The organism is Nocardia sp. JMUB6875, from assembly GCF_041154655.1.
In the GTDB taxonomy this organism is placed as follows: Bacteria; Actinomycetota; Actinomycetes; order Mycobacteriales; family Mycobacteriaceae; genus Nocardia.
The window spans coordinates 1-22,875 of the sequence record NZ_BAAFGR010000087.1 but is presented as its reverse complement, the minus strand read 5'-3'; the positions used below and the strand labels follow the sequence as shown (position 1 = coordinate 22,875).

The 22,875-nt window shown below is 68.4% G+C and carries 18 protein-coding genes; 12 read left to right on the top strand and 6 right to left on the bottom strand.

Annotated features, from left to right (window positions below):
* Positions 1–35: 35 nt before the first annotated feature.
* Positions 36–1,079 (bottom strand): alpha/beta hydrolase, encoded by a 1,044-nt coding sequence (locus ACAM49_RS22355; protein ID WP_369637492.1) that lies wholly within the window; start codon positions 1,077–1,079, stop codon positions 36–38.
* Positions 1,080–1,123: 44 nt separating this feature from the next.
* Between ACAM49_RS22355 and ACAM49_RS22350 the strand changes: the two genes are divergently transcribed.
* A complete protein-coding gene (locus ACAM49_RS22350; protein ID WP_369637491.1) occupies positions 1,124–1,486 on the top strand; it encodes a hypothetical protein in 363 nt (120 codons plus the stop codon).
* A gap of 240 nt (positions 1,487–1,726) precedes the next feature.
* A complete protein-coding gene (locus tag ACAM49_RS22345) occupies positions 1,727–3,019 on the top strand; it encodes a hypothetical protein (RefSeq protein ID WP_369637490.1) in 1,293 nt (430 codons plus the stop codon).
* Here the strand turns inward: ACAM49_RS22345 and ACAM49_RS22340 are convergent.
* Positions 2,916–3,812 (bottom strand): helix-turn-helix transcriptional regulator, encoded by an 897-nt coding sequence (locus ACAM49_RS22340; protein WP_369637489.1) that lies wholly within the window; start codon positions 3,810–3,812, stop codon positions 2,916–2,918. The two genes, ACAM49_RS22345 and ACAM49_RS22340, sit on opposite strands and share 104 nt — an antisense overlap.
* 73 nt (positions 3,813–3,885) lie before the next feature.
* Here ACAM49_RS22340 and ACAM49_RS22335 point away from each other — a divergent pair, with 73 nt between their 5' ends.
* Entirely contained in the window at positions 3,886–4,488 is a 603-nt protein-coding gene (locus ACAM49_RS22335; protein ID WP_369637488.1) for a class I SAM-dependent methyltransferase, read from the top strand.
* Positions 4,489–4,534: 46 nt separating this feature from the next.
* Here ACAM49_RS22335 and ACAM49_RS22330 read toward each other — a convergent pair whose 3' ends face one another.
* A complete protein-coding gene (locus ACAM49_RS22330; protein ID WP_369637487.1) occupies positions 4,535–5,032 on the bottom strand; it encodes a hypothetical protein in 498 nt (165 codons plus the stop codon).
* A 154-nt stretch (positions 5,033–5,186) separates the two neighbouring features.
* Between ACAM49_RS22330 and ACAM49_RS22325 the strand changes: the two genes are divergently transcribed.
* Complete coding sequence (locus ACAM49_RS22325; protein WP_369637486.1) at positions 5,187–5,573, top strand: hypothetical protein; 387 nt, start codon at positions 5,187–5,189, stop codon at positions 5,571–5,573.
* Positions 5,574–5,577: 4 nt separating this feature from the next.
* Here ACAM49_RS22325 and ACAM49_RS22320 read toward each other — a convergent pair whose 3' ends face one another.
* Positions 5,578–6,003 carry a low affinity iron permease family protein gene (locus tag ACAM49_RS22320; protein WP_369637485.1) on the bottom strand — a complete coding sequence of 142 codons (426 nt, stop codon included), beginning with the start codon at positions 6,001–6,003 and terminating at the stop codon, positions 5,578–5,580.
* 15 nt (positions 6,004–6,018) lie between these two features.
* Positions 6,019–6,582, bottom strand: coding sequence for a TerD family protein (locus ACAM49_RS22315; protein ID WP_369637484.1), 564 nt, complete (start codon positions 6,580–6,582; stop codon positions 6,019–6,021).
* 474 nt (positions 6,583–7,056) lie between these two features.
* Here ACAM49_RS22315 and ACAM49_RS22310 point away from each other — a divergent pair, with 474 nt between their 5' ends.
* On the top strand, positions 7,057–8,589 hold the full coding sequence (locus ACAM49_RS22310; RefSeq protein WP_369637483.1) for an MFS transporter: 1,533 nt from the start codon (positions 7,057–7,059) through the stop codon (positions 8,587–8,589).
* Positions 8,586–9,302 carry a TetR/AcrR family transcriptional regulator gene (locus ACAM49_RS22305; protein WP_369637482.1) on the top strand — a complete coding sequence of 239 codons (717 nt, stop codon included), beginning with the start codon at positions 8,586–8,588 and terminating at the stop codon, positions 9,300–9,302. The genes ACAM49_RS22310 and ACAM49_RS22305 overlap by 4 nt, the downstream gene beginning before the upstream one ends.
* A 2-nt stretch (positions 9,303–9,304) precedes the next feature.
* On the opposite strand, the gene ACAM49_RS22300 is transcribed toward ACAM49_RS22305, so the two are convergent.
* Positions 9,305–9,862 carry an ester cyclase gene (locus ACAM49_RS22300; RefSeq protein ID WP_369637481.1) on the bottom strand — a complete coding sequence of 186 codons (558 nt, stop codon included), beginning with the start codon at positions 9,860–9,862 and terminating at the stop codon, positions 9,305–9,307.
* A gap of 338 nt (positions 9,863–10,200) precedes the next feature.
* On the opposite strand from ACAM49_RS22300, the gene ACAM49_RS22295 reads away from it, so the two are divergent.
* Genes ACAM49_RS22295 through ACAM49_RS22270 form a run of 6 tightly spaced genes read left to right on the top strand, consistent with a single transcriptional unit; the run spans position 10,201 to position 22,818 of the window.
* Complete coding sequence (locus ACAM49_RS22295) at positions 10,201–16,533, top strand: SDR family NAD(P)-dependent oxidoreductase (RefSeq protein ID WP_369637480.1); 6,333 nt, start codon at positions 10,201–10,203, stop codon at positions 16,531–16,533.
* Positions 16,530–17,936: an aminotransferase class I/II-fold pyridoxal phosphate-dependent enzyme gene (locus tag ACAM49_RS22290; RefSeq protein WP_369637479.1), complete on the top strand. Its 1,407-nt coding sequence runs from the start codon at positions 16,530–16,532 to the stop codon at positions 17,934–17,936. Before ACAM49_RS22295 ends, ACAM49_RS22290 begins: the two co-directional genes overlap by 4 nt.
* A complete protein-coding gene (locus ACAM49_RS22285; RefSeq protein WP_369637478.1) occupies positions 17,933–19,942 on the top strand; it encodes a CRTAC1 family protein in 2,010 nt (669 codons plus the stop codon). Before ACAM49_RS22290 ends, ACAM49_RS22285 begins: the two co-directional genes overlap by 4 nt.
* The gene (locus tag ACAM49_RS22280) at positions 19,939–21,039 is read left to right on the top strand and encodes an enediyne biosynthesis protein (protein ID WP_369637477.1); all 1,101 of its coding nucleotides are present in this window, start codon (positions 19,939–19,941) and stop codon (positions 21,037–21,039) included. The genes ACAM49_RS22285 and ACAM49_RS22280 overlap by 4 nt, the downstream gene beginning before the upstream one ends.
* 13 nt (positions 21,040–21,052) lie before the next feature.
* Complete coding sequence (locus ACAM49_RS22275; protein ID WP_369637476.1) at positions 21,053–22,009, top strand: DUF1702 family protein; 957 nt, start codon at positions 21,053–21,055, stop codon at positions 22,007–22,009.
* 8 nt (positions 22,010–22,017) lie between these two features.
* Entirely contained in the window at positions 22,018–22,818 is an 801-nt protein-coding gene (locus ACAM49_RS22270) for an SDR family oxidoreductase (protein ID WP_369637475.1), read from the top strand.
* The last annotated feature ends 57 nt before the right edge of the window (positions 22,819–22,875 follow it).

Genomic DNA, 22,875 nt, shown 5'->3' with positions numbered 1-22,875 from the left:
ACCATTGGACTCAGCCGGAGCAGGACACGCGGTCCTCAGTTCGGCGGGAGACCCAGCCCCGCGGCCAGGACGGGCCAGGATTTGGGCAGGGCGTCGTTCCAATAGCCCCAGGAGTGGGTGCCGGTGGGTTCGAAGTCGACGGTGGCGGGAATGCCGAGGTCGGCGAGTTTGCCGGCGAACAGGTGGGTGCACAGGTCGGTGGCGGCTTCGATCGCGCCGCCCACGAGCATCTGGTTCGCCAGGCCGTCGAGGCCTTGGAGGCTGAAGGGGTCGCCGAGGGTGTCGTGGGGGCCGGGCAGGCCCGAGCCGGTGGATAGGTAGAGGTTCACCCCGCGCAGTCGGTCCGCGTGCAGGACCGGGTCGTTGGCGGCCCATTCCGGATCGCCCTCGGGGCCGTACATGTTCTCGGCATCGCCGCCGACATAGGAGACGGCGGTGGTGACGAAGGCGTGGCCGAGCGGGTCGCTGATCTGCGCGCAGCCGCTGTAGGAGGCGACGCTGCGGTAGAGATCGGGGCGCGCCTCGGCCAGCTGTAGGACGGAGGTGGCCGAGGACGACAGGGCGGCGATCGCGTTGGCGCCGTTGGTGTTCAGGGCGGCGTCGATGATCGGCGGGAGTTCCTCGGTGAGGAAGGTGCGCCACTTGTTCACGCCCAGTACGGGATCCGGGTCCCGCCAGTCGGTGTAGTAGGAGCCGCGCCCGCCGAGCACCTCGACGACGTCGGCATCCTTACCGGAGAGGAATTGCAGGGCGGTCGAGCTGACATGCCAGGCGGCCGAATCCTCGCCGCCACCATCGCCATTGAGCAGATACAGCACCGGATGGGGCTGGGAGTCATCGGCCGGGCGCTGGATGAGTACGGGCACGTCCCGGTCCATGGCCGCGGAGTGGACGCTCCACACGGTCGATCCGGGCGGGGCCGGTGAGTCCTCGGGCGCGGCGGCGCTGGTGGACACCAGCCGGGATCCGTCCGGGGCGACGGCCTCGGCGTGTGCGGTGGCCGACAGACCGGCGGCGAGCGCGAAAGCGGTCGCGGACAGGGTGAACAGCGTTGTCGAGCGTCGCATGGTTGCGGACATGTGCGTCTCGATTCTGGGCGGCCGCGTGAAGCGTGCGGACGGGGATGGAAGGCGATATCGCCAAGAAAATGATCCGCAGCGGTGAGACCGGGAGTTTTGTCCCCGCGAACAGAAATGCGGCGCAGTTTGCACCGCGGACACAATCGCGCCCGGAAAAGCAGTCGTCACCATTTCGGCAATGGCATATCCGCGCGACGACGCGTGGCTGCCGAACTTCGAGAAGAGGGGATTCGAATGGTTTCGACGACTCGATCCACCGGTTTCGCACGGTCCCGCCTGCGCCGAGGTGCGATTTCGCCGGCCTCGGCAAGATCGGGCTCCCGCTCTGGACGCCGATCAAGGGCGAGGGTGGGCTCCTCGGCATCGATTGGTGCAACGTATTTCCCGGACTGTTCCCAGCGGACTGAGCCGAGTCGGCACGACAGTTCCGAGTCCGTAGCCACCCGATAGGAGTCGCCCCGGTCGTTCCGGCCGGGGCGATGTCCTGTCCGGGGCCGTCATGGGCATGACCACTGCCGACTTGCCCGCATTGTGAGGGAGCACAACGCGGAGACGATTTCTCGAGTCAACCCATAACGGACATGGAGCTAACTTAGGGCAACCTCTACGCGAGCCGGGTGGCGGCCCGGCGTCGAGAGGGGTGTGCGATGAGGATGAGGCGACGGCTGGGCCGGTACGGCGAGGCGTGCAGTGTGTATGTGGCGGCGGTGGTGGCGGGGCTGGCCATCATGGCGCCGGTCGATCTGGAACAGGCGGCGCGGTCGCGGTCGGCGCATCTCGACATTCTCGCGAACGACACCGTGCATGCCGCGGCCGTGGGTGTGCTGATCGCGGTGGTGGTGGCCATTGTCGCCACCGTGCACGGATCGGTGCGGGTCGGGTGGGGGATCGCGGTGTGCGGTACGGTGATTCTGCTGGCCGATCACTTGGCGGCCGGGTCCGCGCCCGCCCCGCACGAGTTGCTCGCCCTGATGTATTCCGATGCGGGTGGGGGCGGACTGGTGCTCGGCGGCTTGGCGGGCGCGGTGGTGATGCACAGCGCCCCGGCCGCGGCCCTGACGACCGGGGCGCTCACCACCGCGGTCATCGGGAATCGCACGAGTCTCGCCGACCGGGCCGCCGATCGCGCCCAGCCCGCCGATCGCTGGGAGTGGCATCTGCTCGATTCGCCGCCGCGGTGGCTGGTGCTGATCGCATTGATCCTGGTGCTGGCCACCGGTATCGCGAATCGCCGTGCGCGCCACCGGCGCTGGGTCGGTGTGTTCCCGTTCGCCTCGGCCTGCGGCGGTCTGCTGGTGGTGGCCACCGCCATGCTCGGGTGGGACTGGCTCGCCGCGGGCGGCTCCAGCCTGCCGCGCGCGGTCGCGGCGGGCGGGCTGATCATCGCCGGAGTGACGGCGGCGGCCTTCCTGCTGCCGGGCCTCGACGGCGCGATCGCATTGCTGGCCACCGCATTCACCGTGGTATGGGGTGAGCTCGCCCCGGTCCGGCTCCCGGTCGCCGACCTCATCGTGCTGCCGATCCTGATCGCGGTCGGCTACTTCGCCGGATTGCGCCGCCGCTCGGCACTTCTCGGGTGGACCGCGCTGGTCACCGTCGCCGTGGCGGTCGCCTGCTCCGGCCAACTGCGCCACACGGCCATGGTCGCGGTGGTGCCCGTGCTCGGCGCCGCCGTCGGATACGCCTGGGCCGCAAGCACTCCCATCCGGAAGTCGAGCCGGGCCGTGACCATCCCGCTGCTCTTCACGCCGTCGATAGTGCTCGGATTCCGGCAGCACCTGCGCGCGGCGGACGGCATCGCCGACGCACCGGACTGGGCCGCCGTGGTGCTGGTCCTCAGCTGCTTTCTGGGCTTCGGCGCGCTGCGGGCGGTGCGGAAAGGCCGCCGTTGCGCCATTGGCGCGGGGCGATTCCGTTGTGGTGGCGGAACATTCGGGTGAAGTAGCCCGGATCGGAGAGGCCGATGCGGCGGGCGACCTCCGCGATCGGGAGGTCGGTGTCGGCGAGCAGGCGGCGGGCCTCGGTCATGCGACGCTCGGTGATCCAGTCCTGGACGGTGCGGCCGGTGCGGCGGCGCACGACCGTGGTCAGATGGCCCGGGGTCAGACCCACCGCGGCGGCGACGTCTCGAAGGGAGAGGGGCTCGGTGTGGCGCTGGTCGATCACCTCGAAAACCTTGGCCAGCAATGGTTCTCCGCTGCGGCGCAGGTCACCGACCACGTCGGCGGCGAGGCGGGCCACGTCGATCAGCAGCAGGGTGAGGTGGGCGAGGGCGGCCTCCCGGTAGCCGTCGGCGCGCCGGGCGAGCTCGGCTTCGACGGACGCGATCGTGCTGTCCCAGAACGGTTGCCGGGATGCGGGGAGATCCAGGCGCAGGAGACCGTCGGCCTTGCCGTGCACGAACGGGAACAGCAGCGGGTGCGCGCGCCATGCGGGCCACGGCGCACGGCCGTCGGGACCCAGCGCGGCGGGATCGAAGTACACGCCGATGCCGTCCCGAATCCCGTGCAGGGCAGGCGATTCGACGGCCCGCCCGGGCGCGACCAGATACAGGACGCGGGCATCGGGAGCGTACATGAGGACCGGGAACGCGTGAATGTGCGGCCGGTCGCCGCCGGGCCGCTCGTGACCGGCGGCGTGCAATACCGCGACCGGCGACGAGCCGAGGTCGGTCCGGTACTCGTACACCGGAACCCCGCGCTCGTGTCGCACCAGCCGCGCCGCATGAGTCATGCAACCGAAGATAGTCCCGATATGGCGAACTATCACCCAATTACTGTGGCAGCGGGAGATCCACCATGGATGCATGACCAAACTTCGTCCTCAAACGCTCAGCCGCCGGTTGGGGAACCGGCACGACTACATCCCGGCCGCCGGATTCGACTTCTTGCTGCCCGGCTACGACCTCCTGACCCGGCTGATGGGCGCACCGGCGGTCCACGCCGAGCTGGTCGCCCGCGCGGAGCTCGCCGATGGCCAGCGGGTGCTCGACATCGGCTGCGGCACCGGCAATCTCACCATTCGCGCCAAGCAGTCCCGGCCCGGAGCCGACCTGACCGGCTGCGATCCCGACCCCTTGGCGCTGGCCCGGGCCCATCGAAAGGCGCAGGCCTACGGCGATATCCGATTCGAGCGCGGCTACGCCCAGGAGCTGCCGTATCCGGACGCGACCTTCGACCGGGTGCTGTCGGCGCTGATGCTGCATCACCTCGACGCCGACACGAAAACCGCCGCCGCCCGGGAGATGCGCCGCGTGCTGCGCCCCGGCGGCCAGCTCCACCTCGCCGACGTCGGCGGCGAACAGCTCCCGCGGTTGCTGCGCGACGTCGGCCTGGCCTGCGACGCGGTGACCACCGTGCGGCACGGCGGCCTGGGCCGGGTCACCTACATCCGCGCTCGGTCAGAGTGAGAGACGGTCCGCGGGATCGCCGCCGTCGGTCATGGCGGCCGGTGGATCAGTCCGGCAGCGTCGGTATCGCGTTCTGATGCTGCGTGGCGCCGTTCTCGTCGCCGGAGTGCGATCTGCCGATCATGACCTCGCCGTCCCTGGCGACCAGTTGACTCTCCGACTCGGACATGGATTCCGACCAGCCGGTGTCGTTGAAGGACACCGGCTGACCGTCGACCTCGACGCTGCCGACGAGATACCTGGTCACCCCGGATTCGTCACCCTGGTGCTCGCGGCCGATCAGCACCTGGCTGTCCTCGGCGACGAATCTGCCGCCGGATTCTCGGATCGGGCTGCTCCATTCGCCCGGGCTGACCTTGGCGGGAACCGCGTTCTTCCCCTCGCCCAGCACCAGCCGGGCATACCGGTATCTGGTCTTGCCGTTCTCGTCGCCTCGATGTTCGCGCCCGACCAGCACCCGGTCGGCGGGGCACTTCCAGAGACTGTCCTTCTCCCGCATCCAATCCGACCATTGGGGGTCGACCGTCGAAAGCCGTTGAGCCATATCGTTCCTCCTCGATGACCGCCCGCCGTCATTGCATTCCGTCGTTAGACTGCCCAGCGGGGCCCGGAACTACCGCGAACCGCCGAAAGAGTTCTGCGGGATGATGGAGCAGGACCAACCGGTCCAATCGATCTCCCTGGGAGGGCTGGGCGCGATGACAGCGGCACGTGAAGTTCCCGATCCGTGGTCGCAGTCCCGTGCCGCCGCCACCCACTGGGTCCCCGCCCGCGGCCTGGCCAACGGCCTCAACGCCCAATCCTGGGGCGTCCTGGCCGACCTGCCCGAATCGCAGGTCTACCGCGTGCTTTTCGCGCTCATCGACGCCGGAATCGCGGGCTATGTGCTGCCGGTGCGCGCGACGGTCCTGGAGCCGGGCGATGCGGAACTCGTCTGGCGACTACGTGTCGACATCTCGCGATTCCGTGCGGCCGAAGACCTGCTCATGGAACTGCTGCGCTATGCCCGCCCACGCCGGTCGCAGCCCCCGGCGCCGAAGCGTCGCCGCCGCCGGCGCGTACCCCTGGTTCGCGAGTCGCGGTAGGGCTTCAGCTGCTGCCTTCTCGATCCTCCAGTCCGACCGCGTCGGTGAGTTCGCGGCGGTGGTTGTCCAGTTCGGGGTACTGGGAGCTGAGTTCGCCCATGAAGTCGGCCAGGGCATCGCTGATGGCGTTGAGTTTGGCCTGAATGGCCGCGTCGCTGCGGCTCTGGGTGTTCTGCAGCAATGCCACCAGCAGGAACGTGATGATGGTGGTGGCGGTGTTGATCACCAGCTGCCAGGTGTCCACACTGGGCAGCACCGCGATGGACGGAATCCAGATCAAGACCAGCGCCACACAGAACACGAAGAATCCCGCCCGGGACGCCCGGGTCGCCGTGGCGGTGGCGAACCGGTCGAACACCGTCAGATGCGGGGAATTCTCGGGGGTTCGGGGTTGCCCGCCGCGTTGGTCGTCGCTGTCGACATGCCTCATGACGCCACCTCCGGATCAGGGTAGATAGGGCGAGAGATAGGGCACGGACTCGGCGACATGGGTGGCCTCGATGCCCGCGCCGATTCCGGTGAAGAACCACGTCTGCGGGGTGCGGACGAGCTTGCCGACCACGAAGGCGGTGTACGGGCCGCCGGTCAGCGCGTAGCGGGCGATCTCGAGCTGGGACGACGCGTCGGTCACGTGGCAGTAGGCGTTCGGGATATCGGTGAACGGCCTTGCGGTGTAGGAACTCACGACGAACATCACCGAGGAGACCGACGGGGCGATCCGGTCGATCTCGATGGTGATCGTCTCGTTGTCGCCCAGGCCCTCGCCGGTGAGATCGTCGCCGGAATGGCGCACCGATCCGTCCGCGGAGGCCAGGTGGTCGTAGAAGACCACATCCACGAGCTGATCCACACTGAACAACAGCGCCGCGAGATTCACATCGAATCGGTTCGTCACGGCGGTGCGCTGATCCAGCCCGAGGTCCACGGACGGCGGCGACGGCTCCCATCCCAGCCCCACGGCGAGGTAGCTCAGTGGTGCGCCCTCGGCGCTGTGCAGCGGAACCGACACCGGCCTTCCTTCGATCGAACGGTCAATCCATTACCGGCATGCCCGTCCGGGCGTCGGCGAAACGTGTTGCGGGACGGGATATGTGAAATAGATACGTTTTGAATTCGTTGTGAGATGTCATAGTCGCGATGCCGGGAGAATGTGAACGTTCGGAAGTCCGGACCAAGGTCAATCTGTTTCCGAATTCATCGCTGCCGCAACCTACTTCGAGGTAGCATACCGGATGTTACACTTACCTGGCTTCGGGTCATCGGTGATCCCGAGAAGCAGAGGCTGGGCCCCGGGGTGGGACTCTTTATTGCGAATGCTCGCTGTCCTGGCGAGTAGTGACGGAGATACCCAGTGCGCGATGAAATGTATCTCGGTGAGCCGATCGACGACGGCCACGCAGCTTCCCGACATTCGGATTCCATTCCGCCGCCATTGATTCGGCGACGCAACCGGGCTTTCTGGTCAGGACTGCTATTCACCACGGTGGGGACGGCCCTGCATTTCCCGATGTTCTTCCGGGCGCGGGATATGGACTATCACATGGCCGGAATGGACATGGACGCCGGCATGATCACCGGCATGGTGCTCATCGTGGCGGGCCTGGTGCTCACCGCCTACGGCCTGGTCCCGCTGGGCGCGCATCGAGAACGGGTGGCGCGCTTGCGAGTTCGCGCCCTCGACGATGCGCCGATCGGGCGGGTGCACGTCGTGCTGCTGCTGGTCATGGCCACCGCCATCACCATCGACGTCATGAAGCCCACCACGCTCGCCTTCGTGGTGCCGGGGGTCGGCCGCGAATACGGGCTCAAGACACCGGCACATCCGGCCGGGGAGCTGCCGGTGGCGCTGCTGCCGCTGGCGGGCATCACCGGTACCGTGCTGGGCTCGTTCCTGTGGGGCTGGCTCGGCGACCGCATCGGGCGCAAGGCGGCGATCCTGCTCGCCGGGGTCGTGTTCGTCGCCACCGCCATCTGCGGCACCATGCCCAGTTTCGAATTGAACCTGGTGATGTGCTTCATCATGGGCCTGGGTGCGGGCGGCATGCTGCCGATCGCGTTCACGCTGCTGGCCGAGACCATTCCGGCGCGGCATCGCGGCTGGCTGCTGGTGCTCATCGGCGGGGATATCGCGGGCGCGTACATCATCACCAGCTGGCTGTCCTCGACCATCGGGGAGACCTACAGCTGGCGGGTGATGTGGCTGATCGGTTTCCCCACCGGACTACTGCTGATCCTGCTGACCCGGTGGATACCCGAATCACCGCGCTTCCTACTGTCTTTGGGACGTGATGAGGAAGCGCAGCAGGTGCTGCGCCGCTATCACGCCGAGGCGATACCCGTCGAGGAGTCCGAGCTCGCGGTCGAGGCGGGCGTGCGCGGGGGATACGGCCGACTGCTGCGGCCGCCGTTCACCGGAATCAGCCTGGTGCTCATCCTGACCGGGCTCGGGGTCGGGCTGGTGACCTACGGCTTCCAGTTGTGGCTGCCGACCAATCTGCGTGCGCTCGGCTACAGCGGCGTGACCGCGGACAAGATCCTGCGCGACTCCGCCATCATCGGCCTGCCGCTGAATCTCGTTGTGGCCTACTGCTATCACCGCTCGGCGAAGTGGACGATGGTGGCGCTCAGCGCGATCCTGGCGCTGTCGCTGTTCGGGTTCGTGCTGCTCGGCACGCACGTCACCGATCATCGGGTGGTGCTCAATGCCCTTCTCGTGGCGCCGATCTGGGGTGCGAACTCGGTGGTGGCGGTGCTCGTCTCCTACAGTGCCGAGGTCTATCCGACCCGGATCCGCTCGCGCGGCAGCGGTCTGGCCGCGGGCATGAGCAAGCTCGGGGGCGTGATCATCATCGCGCTGGTGGTGGCGGCCGTTGCCACGCCGTCGATTTCGATCACCGCCCTGATCAGTGCCGTCCCGATGTCGCTCGCGGCGATCGCGGCCGTCGTCTACCTGGTGGAGACGCGGCGGCGCACGCTCGAGGACATCACGGCGTCGGAGCTACGTGTCACGGCATGACGAACGGACGGATGGGGGCATCCGGGGGAGTCAACGAGGCTCTGCGCGAGTCTCTGATCCAGGCCACCATCGAACTGGTCTCCACCGAGGGACTGCACGCGCTCACCGCGCGCCGGGTCTCACGCATGTGCGGGGTCTCGACGATGGCCGTGTACACCAACTTCGGCGGCATGGCCGAGCTGATCCGGGCCGCCGGATCGGCCGGCTTCGCCCAATTGGCCGCGCGCATGCAGGAATGCGGGATCAGTGACGATCCGATCGCGGATCTGCTGTTGCTTGGCATGGTGTTCCGCGATGAGGCGCAGCGGCGGCCGGAGCTGTTCCAGCTGATGTTCGGCACCGGATCGCCGCGCACGGATCCGCCGCTGCGGCGCGGCAATGTGCTCACCGGGACCTCGGATTTCGATCATTACCGGGAGAGCTTCGATCATGTGGTGGACGCGGCGCGGCGGGCGGTGGAAGCGGGGCTGGTCAAGCCGACCAGCCCGCGCAACGCGGCGGCGCAGTTGTGGACCGGGCTGTACGGCTATGTGCAGCTGGAGAATTCGGGGCACCTGGGCGAGGACGGGCTGAGCGAGGTGCTGGTGCCCGCGATCGTGAACCTGCTCGTCGGGATGGGCTCCGACCGGGACGCGGTCGGAGTCTCGGTGGTGCGGGCGCTCACCCAGTTCGTGGCGTTGAGCGGGGGATTCGGTGTGGCCCAGGGTGGTTGAGCTCAGAAGCCCAGCTTCGACTTGAGTCGCTGGGCCCCCGCCATGGCGCGCTCGGCCGCGCTGCCGCGCGGGGGCATCAGCCCCAGTTGCAGCAGCATCTCCTGCAGATCCCACACCGCCCGGCTGCGCCAGATCAGCCCGGACCGGAACTGCCACAGGTCGATGACCATGACATCGAATCGCTTTCCGGTGGCGGCGAATCCGGGCGGATCGATGAGGCCGAGATGGGTGCCGGTCATCCGCCACGGCACCACCGCGACCATGGCGTCCTCAGTCAGCATGGGCGGCATGGGATTCGTGTACACGACATCCGGAAACGACACGATGGTGTCGGTCACGAACTTGGCCACGCCCGCGCGGCCGCGGGCGGGTTCACCCATGGACGGGTCGTGCCAGACGGTGTCCTCGGTGACGCAGGCCGCGACCGCGTCGGCGTCGGCGGAATTCCAGCCCGCGATGTAGTGGGCGGCGAATTCGCGCAGCCAGGCGACGCTTTCGATCGGTTCGGCGCCGTCCTCGATCACGAAGCCACCGGAACTCAGGGTATTCAGCACGGCCACACCAGCTTTCGATCACCTCGACCGTGCCGTCGGGGTGACGGCACGCACGGAGGATAGCCGTGAGCGGGCCGCCGCAGGCGAATTGCGCGGAATAACAACGTAATTCCTGGATAACGACGTAATTCGCCGGTGCGGGAATATCAAACAACCTCGTGATAACAGTCGAATAATGGTGTTACATACGGTCTCGGGGCTCTCGTCACATTCGAAATGCGGCTCCCGGCAATAACTCTGATCTTGCCCGCGTCGAATCGTTGACCGGCTTTCGGCGGCCTGCCTACCATGTGCCAATCATTCCGCGGCCTTGTCCGGCATCGAGAAATCCCAGGGGACGACACATGTCCGATGCAGCCATTGTCGGAATCGGATGCCGGTTCCCCGGCGGTATCACGAATCCGGATTCACTCTGGGACTTCGTGATCCACAAGGGCGACGGGGTGGTGCGGGTGCCCGCCGACCGCTGGAACCTCGAGAAGTTCTACGATCCGGATCCGGACGCGCCCGGGCGCATGTACACCCGCCACGGCGGCTTCCTCACCCAGTCGCTGTGGGAGTTCGACGCCGACTTCTTCGGGATCTCGCAGCGCGAGGCCGCCATCATGGATCCGCAGCAGCGGCTGCTGCTCGAGGTGACCTGGGAGGCGCTCGACGACGCCGGCCTGGCCGGGCGGGTGTCCGGGCGGCCGGTCGGGGTGTTCATGGGCGGCTTCATGAACGACAACGCGCTGGTGCGCAGCGGGCCGCTGGCCCGGCCGGTGATCAACGCCCACAGCCCCACCAGCGCCTCCCACACGCTGCTGTCGGCGCGCATCGCCTTCCTGCTGGACCTGCTCGGCCCGACCATGACCATCGACACCGCGTGCTCGTCATCGTTGGTGGCGCTGCATCAGGCGGTGCTCGCCCTGAACGCCGGGGAATGCGAGACCGCGATCGTCGGCGGCGCGAACGTCATGCTGCGGCCGGAAGCCTTCATCTCCATGTGCAAGGGCCGGTTCCTCTCGGTGGACGGGCGGTGCAAGACCTTCGAGGCCGGTGCCGACGGATACGGCCGCGGCGAGGGGGCGGGCGCGGTGATCCTCAAGCCGCTGCAGGCCGCTGTTCGGGACCGCGACCGGATCTACGCCGTCGTGCGGGGGAGCGGCGTCAACCAGGACGGCCGTACCCTCGCCATCCCGGTCCCGAATCCCGTTGCCCAGGAGGCGCTCGCCCGCCGCGTCCGCGAGAACGCGGGCTTCGAAGCTCACGAGATCCGCTACGTCGAAGCACACGGCACCGGCACCGCCGTCGGCGATCCCATCGAAATGTCGGCACTGGGCGCGGTCTACGGCACCCCGGCCGGACGCGACGAACCCCTGCCCGTCGGATCGCTCAAGAACAACATCGGCCACACCGAGGCCGCGGCGGGTGTCGCGGGCCTCATCAAAGCCGCCCTGACCCTGCATCATCGGACGATCGCCCCGCAGCGGCGACTCGACAATCCGAACCCGGAAATCCGATTCGACGAACTGGGCCTTCGCGTACCACTCGACCCGGAACCCCTGCCGGGCGGCAACGGCCGAATCGCGGTAGCGGTCAACAGCTTCGGCTACGGCGGCACCAACGCCCACGCCATCCTCGAACAGGCCCCGATGCTCTCGCTGATCGAGGACCGCGCCGACCCGCTGCCCGTGCTGCCGCTGTCGGCCCGCAGCGAGACCGCCCTGCGGGAGCTCGCCGGTCAGCTGGCCGCCGGATCCACGGCCGTTACCGAGGCCCTGTGGTCGCGGCGTGCGCATCATCCGCTGCGCACCGCCTTCACCTATCGCGATGGAGACGACTTGCGCACGCAGCTGGCCGAATTCGCCGCGGGTGGCGGGGCCGCACCCGCCCGGACCGTCACTGCCGCGCCGATCGCGCCGGTGTTCGTGTTCAGCGGGATGGGACCGCAGTGGTGGGGGATGGCGCGCGGGCTGCTCGAGGTCGACGGCGTGTTCGCGGATACCGCGCGGGAGATCGACGAAGTCTTCGAGGCGCTGTCCGGGTGGTCGATCATCGCGGAAATGCTGTGCTCGGAGGAGGATTCGCGGGTCACGGCCACCGCTGTCGCGCAACCGGCGAATTTCCTGGTGCAGGTGGCGCTCACGGCGGAACTCGCCGCGCTGGGCATCCGTCCGGCCGCGGTCGTCGGCCACAGTGTCGGTGAGGTGGCCGCCGCCTACGTCTCGGGCACCCTGTCCCTGGAAGACGCGCTCCTGGTGAGCTATCACCGCTCGCGGCTGCAGGCCACGACCGCGGGTAGTGGAGGCATGCTCGCGGTTGGGTTGTCGGAGGATCAGGCCGTCGCGCGGATCGGAGGGACGGCCGGGGTCAGCGTTGCCGCGGTGAACAGTCCGTCGGCCGTCACGCTGTCCGGTGATGTGGCGGAGCTGGAGCGGTTGCGCGAATCACTGGATGGGGAAGGGGTTTTCGCGCGCACCCTGCGGGTCGAGGTGCCCTATCACAGCCAGCTCATGGATCCGATCCTCGACGAGTTGCGTTCGGAACTGGCCGATCTGAGCCCGGGGGAGACGCGGATTCCCCTATGGTCCACCGTTACCGGTGCGGAAATCGACGGCGCGGGGTGCGACGCCGGGTACTGGTGCCGGAATGTGCGGGAGCCGGTGCGGTTCGCGGACGCCATCGAGGGGTTGGTCGCGGCCGGGCATCAGGTCTTTCTCGAGGTCGGGCCGCATCCCGTGCTGGGCGGCAATATTCGGGAAGTTCTGGCTCGGCGCGGGACGCCGGGGGCGGTGATCGGGACCCTGGCGAGGGACGGCGAGGACCGTCATCGGCTGTTGTGGGCTGTCGCCGATCTGTATCGGGCCGGTGCGTTGGACACCACGCGGCCGCCGGGGGCGGCGACGGCGGCGGTCCCGCATCGGGAGTTGCCGTCGTATCCGTGGCAGCGGCGACTGTTGTGGACCGAGGATCCCGCAACCGAGCGCGACCGGCAGGGCGCCACCACGGGATACGCCATGCTCGGCGAGCGGACCGAGGCATCGGCGTCGGAATGGGAAGTGGCGCTGTCGGTTTCGAATCTGCCGTGGCTGTTCGACCATGTGGTGGACGGATCGGTGGTGCTGCCGGGGGCGGCGTATGTCGATGCGGCGTTGTCGGCGGTGGCGCTGCGTACGGGGCGGACGTCGTTCGGGCTGGAGAGTGTGCGGTTCATCGCGCCGATAGTGGTGGATCAGCACGAGATTCCGGTTGTGCGGATCGATATCGAGGAGACCACGCATCGCTTCACCGTGCGATCGCGGGCGGCGACGGGCACCACATGGAATGTCAACGCGTCGGGACGGTTGATCGAGGCCGAGGTGGATCCGGGGACCGCCGATGTCACCCCGCCGGCGGACGGGGTCGAGATCGCGGGCGAGGTGCTCTACGACGGGCTTGCCGCACACGGACTTTCGTACGGCCCGGCCTTCCGGCTCATCGAGCGGGCATGGGTCGGAGCCGACACGGTGGTGGCCGCGCTGGATCCTTCGCCATTGGCCGAGAATGCCTCCGCGCTACCGCATCTCGCGCATCCCGCGATCGTCGATGCCGCCCTGCAATGCTTTGCCGCGCTGTACGCGCGTTCCGCGCACGAGTCGACGGTGGTGGTGCCCGCATCGGTCGCCGGGGTGCGCTGGACGGGACGGTTACCCGACGATCCGCTCGTGCTGGTCACCCGTTCCGGGGCGGACGAACTCGTCGCCGACATCCGTATCGCCGGACCCGACGGCCGGGTCGCGCTCACCTTGTCCGGGGTCCGGTTCAGCCGGATCGCCGCCGCGCCCGAGCCGATCGACCGGTTGGACGGCCTGTTCTACGAACCGGTGTGGTCGATCACCGAGGACCCGAATCCGGGAACCGCGGCAGCGCAATCGATTGCGGACGAGTTCCTGCTGGTCGTGAGCCTGGGCTCGACGGTCTCCCAGCGTGCCAAGGAGATCGCCGGGGCGAGACCGTCGGCGGAGATCCTTACCATCGGCATCGAGGCCGATGAGGAAGCCCTGCTGGCCCAGCTGCGGACCGCGCACGGAGACGCAGGCGGGCGCAGCCGTGTCGTGGTGGTCGCGTATTCGGAACTCGATGCGGTGCAGCATGTGTACGGACTGGCCGTGGTGGCGCGGGCCATCGGTCGGCTGCTGGGCGGGGACGAGGAGAGCGCGCCTGTCGAAGGCACCGAGCTTCGGGCGGTGGTGGTCACCGAGAACGCCTTCTGCCTGCCCGTGGATCGCTTCGCCAACACCGCGCAGTCGGCGCTCATCGGCGCGCGGCGCACCCTGCTGAACGAACAGGCGGCCGCGCAGTGGCGGCTGATCGACGCCGAGGCCACCACACCGGCCGCCGCGATCATCGAACAGGTCCTCACCGATCCGACCGGGCCGGTCCGCGCGGACGAGATCGCCCTGCGCGCCGGTGCCGGCTGGACCCTCACCATGCGCCGCACCCTGCGCGAGCGCCTGGCGGGCCGCGACGCGGAGGTCCCGCTGTCCGATCCGGATTCGTCGTTCCGGCTGGAGGTTCCGCGCAGCCGCCTGCTGTCGGAGCTGGCCTGGCGGGCTGTCGACCGGGTCGCGCCCGGGCCCGGCGAGATCGAGATCCGTTTGGACGCGGTCGGATTGAACTACAAGGACGCGCTCAAGGTGCTGGGCGTCCTCACCGAACGCGAGCTGGCGGGCACGTATTTCGGCACCGCGCTGGGCATGGACGCCTACGGCGTCGTCGAGCGGGTCGGGCCGGGCATTACCGATATCGTTCCGGGCGATCGCATGTCGGTGTGCGCCCGCGACCTGCTGCGCCGGTACATCACGGTGCGGCCCGACGAGGGCGCGACCATGCGGATCGAGGCCGATCCGGAGACGGAGATCGATCCCGGCCAATGCAGTTCCATCTTGCCGTTTCTCACGGCCGAATTCGCCTTCACCGAGTTGGCCCGGTTGCAGCCCGGGGAGACCGTGCTCATCCACGGGGCCGCGGGCGGCATGGGCATGGCCGCGGTGCAGGTGGCCGCCCGGCTCGGCGCCCGCGTGATCGCCACCGCGAGCACCGATGAGCGACGCGCCGTCGCCCGGGAGGCCGGGGCGCACGAGGTGCTCGAGTCGCGGTCGATCAGCTTCGTGGACGAGGTGCTGCGGCTCACGGATGGGCGCGGCGTGGATGTCGTCTACAACTCGTCGCCGGGGGAGATCCTCCAGCAGAACCTGCGTGCCGCGGCCGAATTCGGCCGCATCGTGGAAATCGGGAAGGCCGACATCTACACCGACGGCGCGATCGATCTGCGCCCGTTCGACCGCAACCTGTCATTCTTCGCCGTCGATATGGACCGGGCACTTGCCGCCCGGCCCGACTTCGTCCGGCGGGCTTCCCGGCGGGCCATGGACGCGCTGGACGAGGGCGTCTACTCCTACCTGCCCTACACGGCCTTCGATCTCGAGCATGTCGCCGACGCCTTCGAAACGGTCGCGCGCTCCAAGCAGATCGGCCGCGTGGTGGTGGACCTGCGTGCCGAACAGCCGGTGACGCGCGCCAAAATCCCTGTGCTACACCTGGATCCGCTGGGCAGCTATCTCGTCACCGGCGGCTTCGGCGCCTTCGGGCTCGCGACGGCGCGATGGCTGGCCCGTGCCGGGGCGCGGCGGCTGGTGCTGGCCGGACGGCACGGCGCGACGAGCGACCTCGCCCGCGCGGCCGTGGCCGAATTGGCCTCCGCCGGAATCGAAGTCATCGAGGAGCGCGTCGACGTCTCCGACTACGACGCGGTCGCCGGACTGATCGAGCGGACACGATCCAGCGGTCGTGCACTACGCGGGGTTTTCCATGCCGCGGGCGTGGTCAACAACCACGAGGTCGCGCAGATCACCGTCGACTCGCTGGCAGAGATCTTCGGCCCCAAGGCCGCGGGCGCGGTGCATCTCGACAACGCCCTCACCGCCGCCGGTGTCGAACCCGACCTGTTCGTGCTGTACTCCTCGGCCAGCAGCGTGGTCGGCATCTCGCCCCAGATGGGTTATGCCGCCGCCAATTCCGTCCTCGACGCGCTCGCCGCCGCCCGCCGGGCCCGGGGCGCGCCGGCGCTGGCCGTCAATTGGGGCTTCATGTCCGGCGGCGGTGGCATGGCCGACTACGACGCGGTCACCCGCTACGCCGAGATGACCGGCTACCGCCCCGTCGACATGGACGCCGCCACCGGTCTGCTCGCCGAATGCCTGCTGCTGGACCTGCCGCAGGTCCTGCTGATGGACGTCGACTGGGCGCGCTGGTCCACCGCCTACCGTGCCTCGACGCGCACCGCGCGCTTCGCCGAACAGGTCGCTACCGCCGGGGGCGGGGCCTCCGGCGCGGCCGGGCTGCGCGCGGAAGTCCTTGCCCTGGGCGCGGATCAGCGCGGCGAGGTGGTGGCGTACCTGCTGGCCGAACAGCTGGCCGCGGTACTCGGCGTCGACGCCGAAACCGTCGACCTCGATACCCCGCTGCCGGATCTGGGCCTGGACTCGCTCATGGGCATGGAGTTCGGCGCGCGGGTGGTGCAGGTGCTGGGCGTGCAGATGTCGGTGCTGGCCGTCATCGGCCTGACCCTGCGCGGCCTCGGCGGGCGCATCGGTGAGCAGATCGCGCAGGAAGAGGAACGCGCGGCGCGGATAAACGACAGCGAGGTCGAATGAACGACAGCGATCCCCGGGGGCTGGCCCGTGCACTACTGGCCCGGCATGCCGGAAACAATGGCGGCACAAAGGAATCCGGGCAACGAGCGGCCGAATCGGCGGGGAGGCCGCAACCGGTCAACGGGAACGGTGCGACCTTCCGGACCGGTTTCGCCGACCACCCGGGCGTGCTCGACGCCGCCCAGCGGTTCGGCCGCTTCGACGCCTGGGTGCGCCAGGTCGGCCTGATCAACCCGTACTACCTGCCGCACGAGGGCGTCAGCGGAGCGGTCACCCGCATGGCGGACCGGGATGTCGTGAACTTCAGCAGTTTCGGCTATCTGGACCTGGCCGCCGACCCCCGGGTGCGGCAGGCCGCCAAGGACGCCATCGACGAATACGGGACCTCGGCCGCGGCGGTCCGCATCGTCGCCGGGGAACTTCCGGTCTACCGCGAGCTGGAGGACGAACTCGCGGGCGTCTACGACACTGAGGCGGCCCTCGTCACCGCCAGCGGGTATCTCACCAATGCCGCGGCCGTCGGATTCCTGCTGGGCAAACGCGATCTCGCGATCTGCGACTCACTCATCCACAACAGCATTGTCGCGGGCACCGAATGGGCAGGCTGCAAACGAGTCTTCTTCCGCCACAACGATCCCGACTCCCTCGAAGCCATCCTGCGCATGTCGCGGCGCAGCTTCGACCGGGCCCTGGTGCTGCTCGAAGGCGTCTACAGCATGGACGGCGACGTGGTGCGGCTGCCCGAGATCATCGAGGTGGCCAGGAAATACGGCTGCTCGATCATGATCGATGAGGCGCACTCCTTCGGAACGGTCGGCGCGACCGGGCACGGCATCCGGGAGCACTTCGACCTGCCCGGCGACGCCGTGGACGTCTGGATGGGCACGCTGTCCAAGGCGATCGGCAGCGTCGGCGGATACCTCGCGGGCAGAAAGGATCTCGTCGACGGGTTCAAATACGTCGCGGGCGGGCTCAGTATGTACACCGCCGCACCCGCGCCGTCGGCCATCGCCGCCGCGCGCACCGCGTTGGAGGTGCTGCGCGAGGAGCCGCAGCGGGTCCTGCGGTTGCGGCACAATGCCCAGTACTTTCACAGTCGCGCAAGGGAACTCGGCTTCGACACCGGAACCTCGCACGACACCCCGATCATTCCGATCATGACCGGCGCGGACGAGCCCGCCGTGCTCGCGGCACTGGCCATGCTGCAACGCGGCTTCAGCGTCAACGCCATCACCCATCCCGTGGTCCCGGCCGGGGAGGCGCGACTGCGGTTCTTCGTCAACTGCCGCCACACCGAACCGCAACTCGACGCCGCCCTGCGGGCGTTGCGTCAAGTCCTCGACGGCCTCGACGGCACCGCCGGACAGCAATTCACTCTCGCCCAGGAGGAGCAGCACTCGTGAAACTACGGATCAATCGAAGCCTGCTGCGAAAAGCCGTGGTGCCGGCGGTCGCCCTGCTCATCATGGGCGTGCTGTTCGCGCCCGCGCGCAGTGCGATCCTGCCGCACTCCGAGGACCCGGGCGGGCCGCTGGCGAGCAAGTTCAGCTTCACCGAGATGCCGATCAAACTGCCGCCGGGGCTGAACACCGACCGCAAGATCCGCCAGGTGCGCAAGGAATACGCGAACCTGCAGGCCTGGATCTCGGCCATCGGCTCGGCGGTCGCCATGACCGACCTGACCGGAAGCGGGCTCGCCCAGGACCTGTGCCTGGTCGATCCGCGCTCGGACTCGGTCATCATCACCCCGACACCGGACAGCGACACCAGCCGCTACGAGCCGTTCGTGCTGGACCCCAAGCCGCTGCGCACCGACGAGTCCACGGTGCCCTCGGGCTGCATTCCCGGCGACTTCACCGGCGACGGCCGCATGGGCCTGCTGGTCACCTATTACGGTCGCACACCCATCCTGTACCTGCAGCGCGCGGACGCGACACACCTGGACGCCAAGGCCTTCCGGCCCGTCGAGTTGGTGCCCAACCCGCAGACCGAGGACGGGCTCTACCACGGACGGCGCTGGATCACCGCCGCCGTCGCGATCTCCGACTTCGACGGCAACGGCAAGCCGGACCTGTTCATCGGCAACTACTTCCCCGAGATGGATGTGCTCGCCGCGGAGGGCCGCCGCACCCTGCAGATGCCCGACGGCTTCGCGACCGCCAAGAACGGCGGTGAGCAGAAGATCTTCACGCTGTCCGGATACACCTCCGGGCACGATCCGGACGTGCAGTATTCGGAGGTCTCCGATGCCTTCCCGATCGGCACCTCGACCGGGTGGACGCTGGCGGCCGCGGCCCTCGACCTGAAGGGCAACCAACTGCCGGACCTATACGTGGCCAACGACTTCGGCAGCGACCACCTCTTCGTGAACAAGTCGACACCGGGCAGGATCAAGTTCGAGCTCGCGGTCGGCAAGCGCGGTCCCGCGACACCGAAATCCTCTGTGCTGGGCAATGATTCGTTCAAGGGTATGGCCGCGGAATTCGGCGACCTGTGCGGCAACGGCCGACCGGACGTGTTCGTCAGCAATATCGCGGTCACCTTCGGGCTGATGGAAGGCCACTTCGCCTGGTGCAACACCGCCAAGGACAATGCCGACGCCGCGAGCCAACTCGACAGCGGCACAGCACCATTCGTGAATCGCGCCCCGAAGCTGGGGCTGGCCTACGACACCTGGGGCTGGGACGCCAAGCTCGGCGATTTCAACAACAGCGGCCGCAATGAGCTGGTCCAGGCCAACGGCATGATCAAGGGCAGCGTCAACCGGTGGCCGCAGATCCAGGAAATCGGCACCATGAACGACGACCTGGTCAAGGATCCCTACGCCTGGCCCATCATCGGACCCGACGCCGATCTCGCCGGGGAGGATCCGGTCGCCTTCTACGCGCCCGACGGCAACGGCAAATTCGTCAACCTGACCCGTGCGCTCGGCATGGACAAGGCGGTGCCCTCGCGCGGGATCGCGGTGGGCGACACCGGCGGCAAGGGGGCGCTCAGCATCGCGGTGGCGCGGCAGTGGGGCGATCCGTCGTTCTACCACAACAACTTCGGCGGCAGCGGGCAGTTCCTCGGGCTGAAGCTGTACAAGCCGACCTACCCGGGCACCGCCGTCACCACCACCCTCGCGGGCAAGCCGGTGCTCGGCGTGCCGGCGGTGGACGCGCAGGTCGAGGTCCGGACCCCGGACGGGCGGTTGCACATCGGCCACCTCGACGGCGGCAGCGGACACACCGGCAAACGCGCCCTCGAGGTGCACATCGGTCTCGGCGAGATCGATCCGAGTACACCGCTGGATGTGCTGCTGCGGTGGCGTGATTCGAACGGGACCCCGCACGAGCAGTCCATCAAGCTCGCGCCGGGCTGGCACAACGTGAAACTCTCCGCGGACGCTCAGGAGGTCAAGGGATGAGCGACAACCAAACCGGGACCAACCCGGAAACCAACGGCCACGCGGAGGGGAACGGGCATCCGGTCGCCACGGCTGCCCGTATCGCGGCCATGCAGAAGTCGGGCACCGAATTCGCCAAGGAGTGGATCGAGAAGCCCCCGCCCAACAAGGATCCGCGCTACCTGGCGCTGCGCAACTTCGCCATCTCCATCACCTTCTTCAATGTGATCGGCTATCCACTGCTCGGCTTCGAGCAGCCGTGGCTATGGCCGTTCCTGGCCGTGGCCACCGCCTACACCGTGGAGCTGCTGCTGGAAACCCTTGCGGCATGGGCATATCAGCGCCCGGCCGCCTACCGGGGCCGCGGCCCGCGCGGGCTGATCGAGTTCCTGCTGCCCGCCCACATCACCGGATTGGCGTTCAACTTCCTGGTCTACGCGCACAACCAACTGTGGCCGGTGCTGTTCGGCGTCACCGTCGCCGTCGGCGCGAAATGGGTGATCCGCGCGAAGATCAACGGGAAGATGAAGCACTTCATGAACCCGTCGAACTTCGGGATCGTCGTGTGCATGCTGCTGTTCCCGATGATGGCGGTCGCCCCGCCCTACCACTTCACCGAGCACCTGCACGGGCCGGTGCGCTGGGGCATCGTGATCGCGCTGTTCACCTCGGGCACGCTGCTCAATGCCAAACTGACACTGAAGATGCCGCTCATCCTGGCCTGGTTCGCGGCCTTCGCGCTCCAGGCGATCCTGCGCGGCTGGTTCGAACCGAACATCTCGATGCTGGCGGCCATCGCACCCATGACGGGGCTGGCGTTCATCCTGTTCAGCAACTACATGGTCACCGATCCCGCGACCACGCCGTTCGGCAAACGCCAGCAGATCATGTTCGGCGCGTCCGTCGGGGTGCTGTACGGGGTGTTCATGGTCCTGCACATCGCCTACGGACTGTTCTTCGCCCTGACCGTCACCTGTGCGTCTCGCGGGATCTATTGGTGGGTGCGCGATTTCGCGGAATGGCGACGGTCGCGCGTGGCCGGTGCCGCCGAGCCCGCACCCGCGCCGGAAGCGCTCGCCCTCCGCGCTCATTCGATAAACCAGACCGCACGCTCTTGATCGGAGAAGTCCCATGCCCTCACCCATAGGTCCGTTGCGCGCCCTGGTCTTCGTCCCTGGACAATCCGAAATCCGCAGAGTCATGGGCGGATTCGAGCGGCCCAGCGAGACGACCGCGCTGGAACTGGAGCGGGTGACCCTGCACCTGGTCAGCGGAATCGACACCGCCGTCCGCAGTTCCAGCAATGCCGAGATCATCGCGGCCCTGCAACCGGTGCCCGCGCGCTATCGCGGATTCGCCTTCGAGGGCGCGGCGGTCGGGCTCACCGCCCTCGACTCGCTCTCGCCCGGGCATCGCGCCGCCGACCTGTTCGAGAACGCGGAGAACTTCCACTTCCCGATGTACCCCGGGGTCGGCATGGCATTGGCGCGCATCCCGAAGTTCCGCTGGCGCAAGCTGTTTCCCAAGCATCCGCTCTACCGGTGGCTCGCCGTCGACGGGTACGGGTTCTACAAGGCCTTCTTCCACACCCAGAAGTACGTGCGGCAGCAGCGATTCGACACCCGGTATCCACGGTGGATGGGCAATCGCGCGCAGGTGCTGCGCATCGCGGATCAGGGCATCGGGCGGGCGTTGTGGTTCGTGGGCGGCGGCTCGGCCGCCGGGCTGACCCGATTGATCGGCCAGTTCGATCCGGCCCGGCACGCCGACCTGTGGAGCGGGGTCGGCATCGCGGTCACCTTCGCCGGCGGCGTCGATCAGCACGAGCTCGACGAATTGCGCACCACCGCGGGCGAATACGCCGGGCTGCTGGGTCTCGGCGCGGCGCTGGTCGCCAAGATCCGCCTGGAAACCGACAGTGTCGACGCCTACACCGAGGCGGTCGTGCGCACCTATTGCGGCCGCTCCATGGCCGACACCGATGTCCTCGTGGAGAAGTCCCAGGTCGATCTGCCCGCCGACGGCACCGCCGCGACCTACCAGCTCTGGCGCGACCGCATCGTCGAGCTCATCGCGAACGGAAGTTGAGTGCCCCCATGGGTTTCGACTGGACCTCCCAGCACGTGATCGTCACCGGCGGCTCCGAAGGCATCGGGGCCGCCGTGGCCGAGGCCGGCGCCCGGCGCGGCGCCCGCGTCTCCATCCTCGCCCGCCGCCGCGTGCCCCTGCGCGATATGGCCGAGACCATCGGGGCGGAATGGGTCACCGCCGACGTCACCCACCGCGACGAACTCGCCTCCGCCATCAAGGAACTCGAACGCCGCCAGGGCCCCTGCACCGTCCTGGCCTGCTGCGCGGGCCTCACCCTCCCCGGCCGCTTCCTCGACATCGACCCCGACGACTTCGACACCCAGATCACCGCCAACTACCTCGGCTCGGTCAACGCCATCCGCTGCGTGCTGCCCGGTATGACCGAACGCGCCGCCGGCCGCATCCTGCTGATCAGCTCCACCTCCGCCTTCCTCGGCATCACCGGCTACAGCAGCTACGGCCCCACCAAGGCGAGCATCCGCCAACTGGCCCTCTGCCTCCGCTACGAAACCGACCCCACCGGCGTCCAGCTCTCCGTCCTCTACCCCGCCGACACCGACACCCCCGGCCTGGCCCGAGAAAACCTCCGCAAGCCCCCCGAAACCAAGGCCATCACCGGATCCATCAAACCGCTCCCCGCCGAAACCGTTGCCCGCGCGGCACTCCGGGGCTTGGAACGCGGCCACCACCACATCACCACCGACCCACTGACGAGATTCTTCCTCCTCTGGGCCAACCTCCCCGAAGACCTCGCCCGCCCCTTCTTCCGCCGTTCCATCGCCAAGGCTCGCGGCGTGGACGGCTAGCCCGGGTTGGTCTGCACGGATTGGGACGTGGGGGCGGCGGGCGGCGGGGGTGACGGA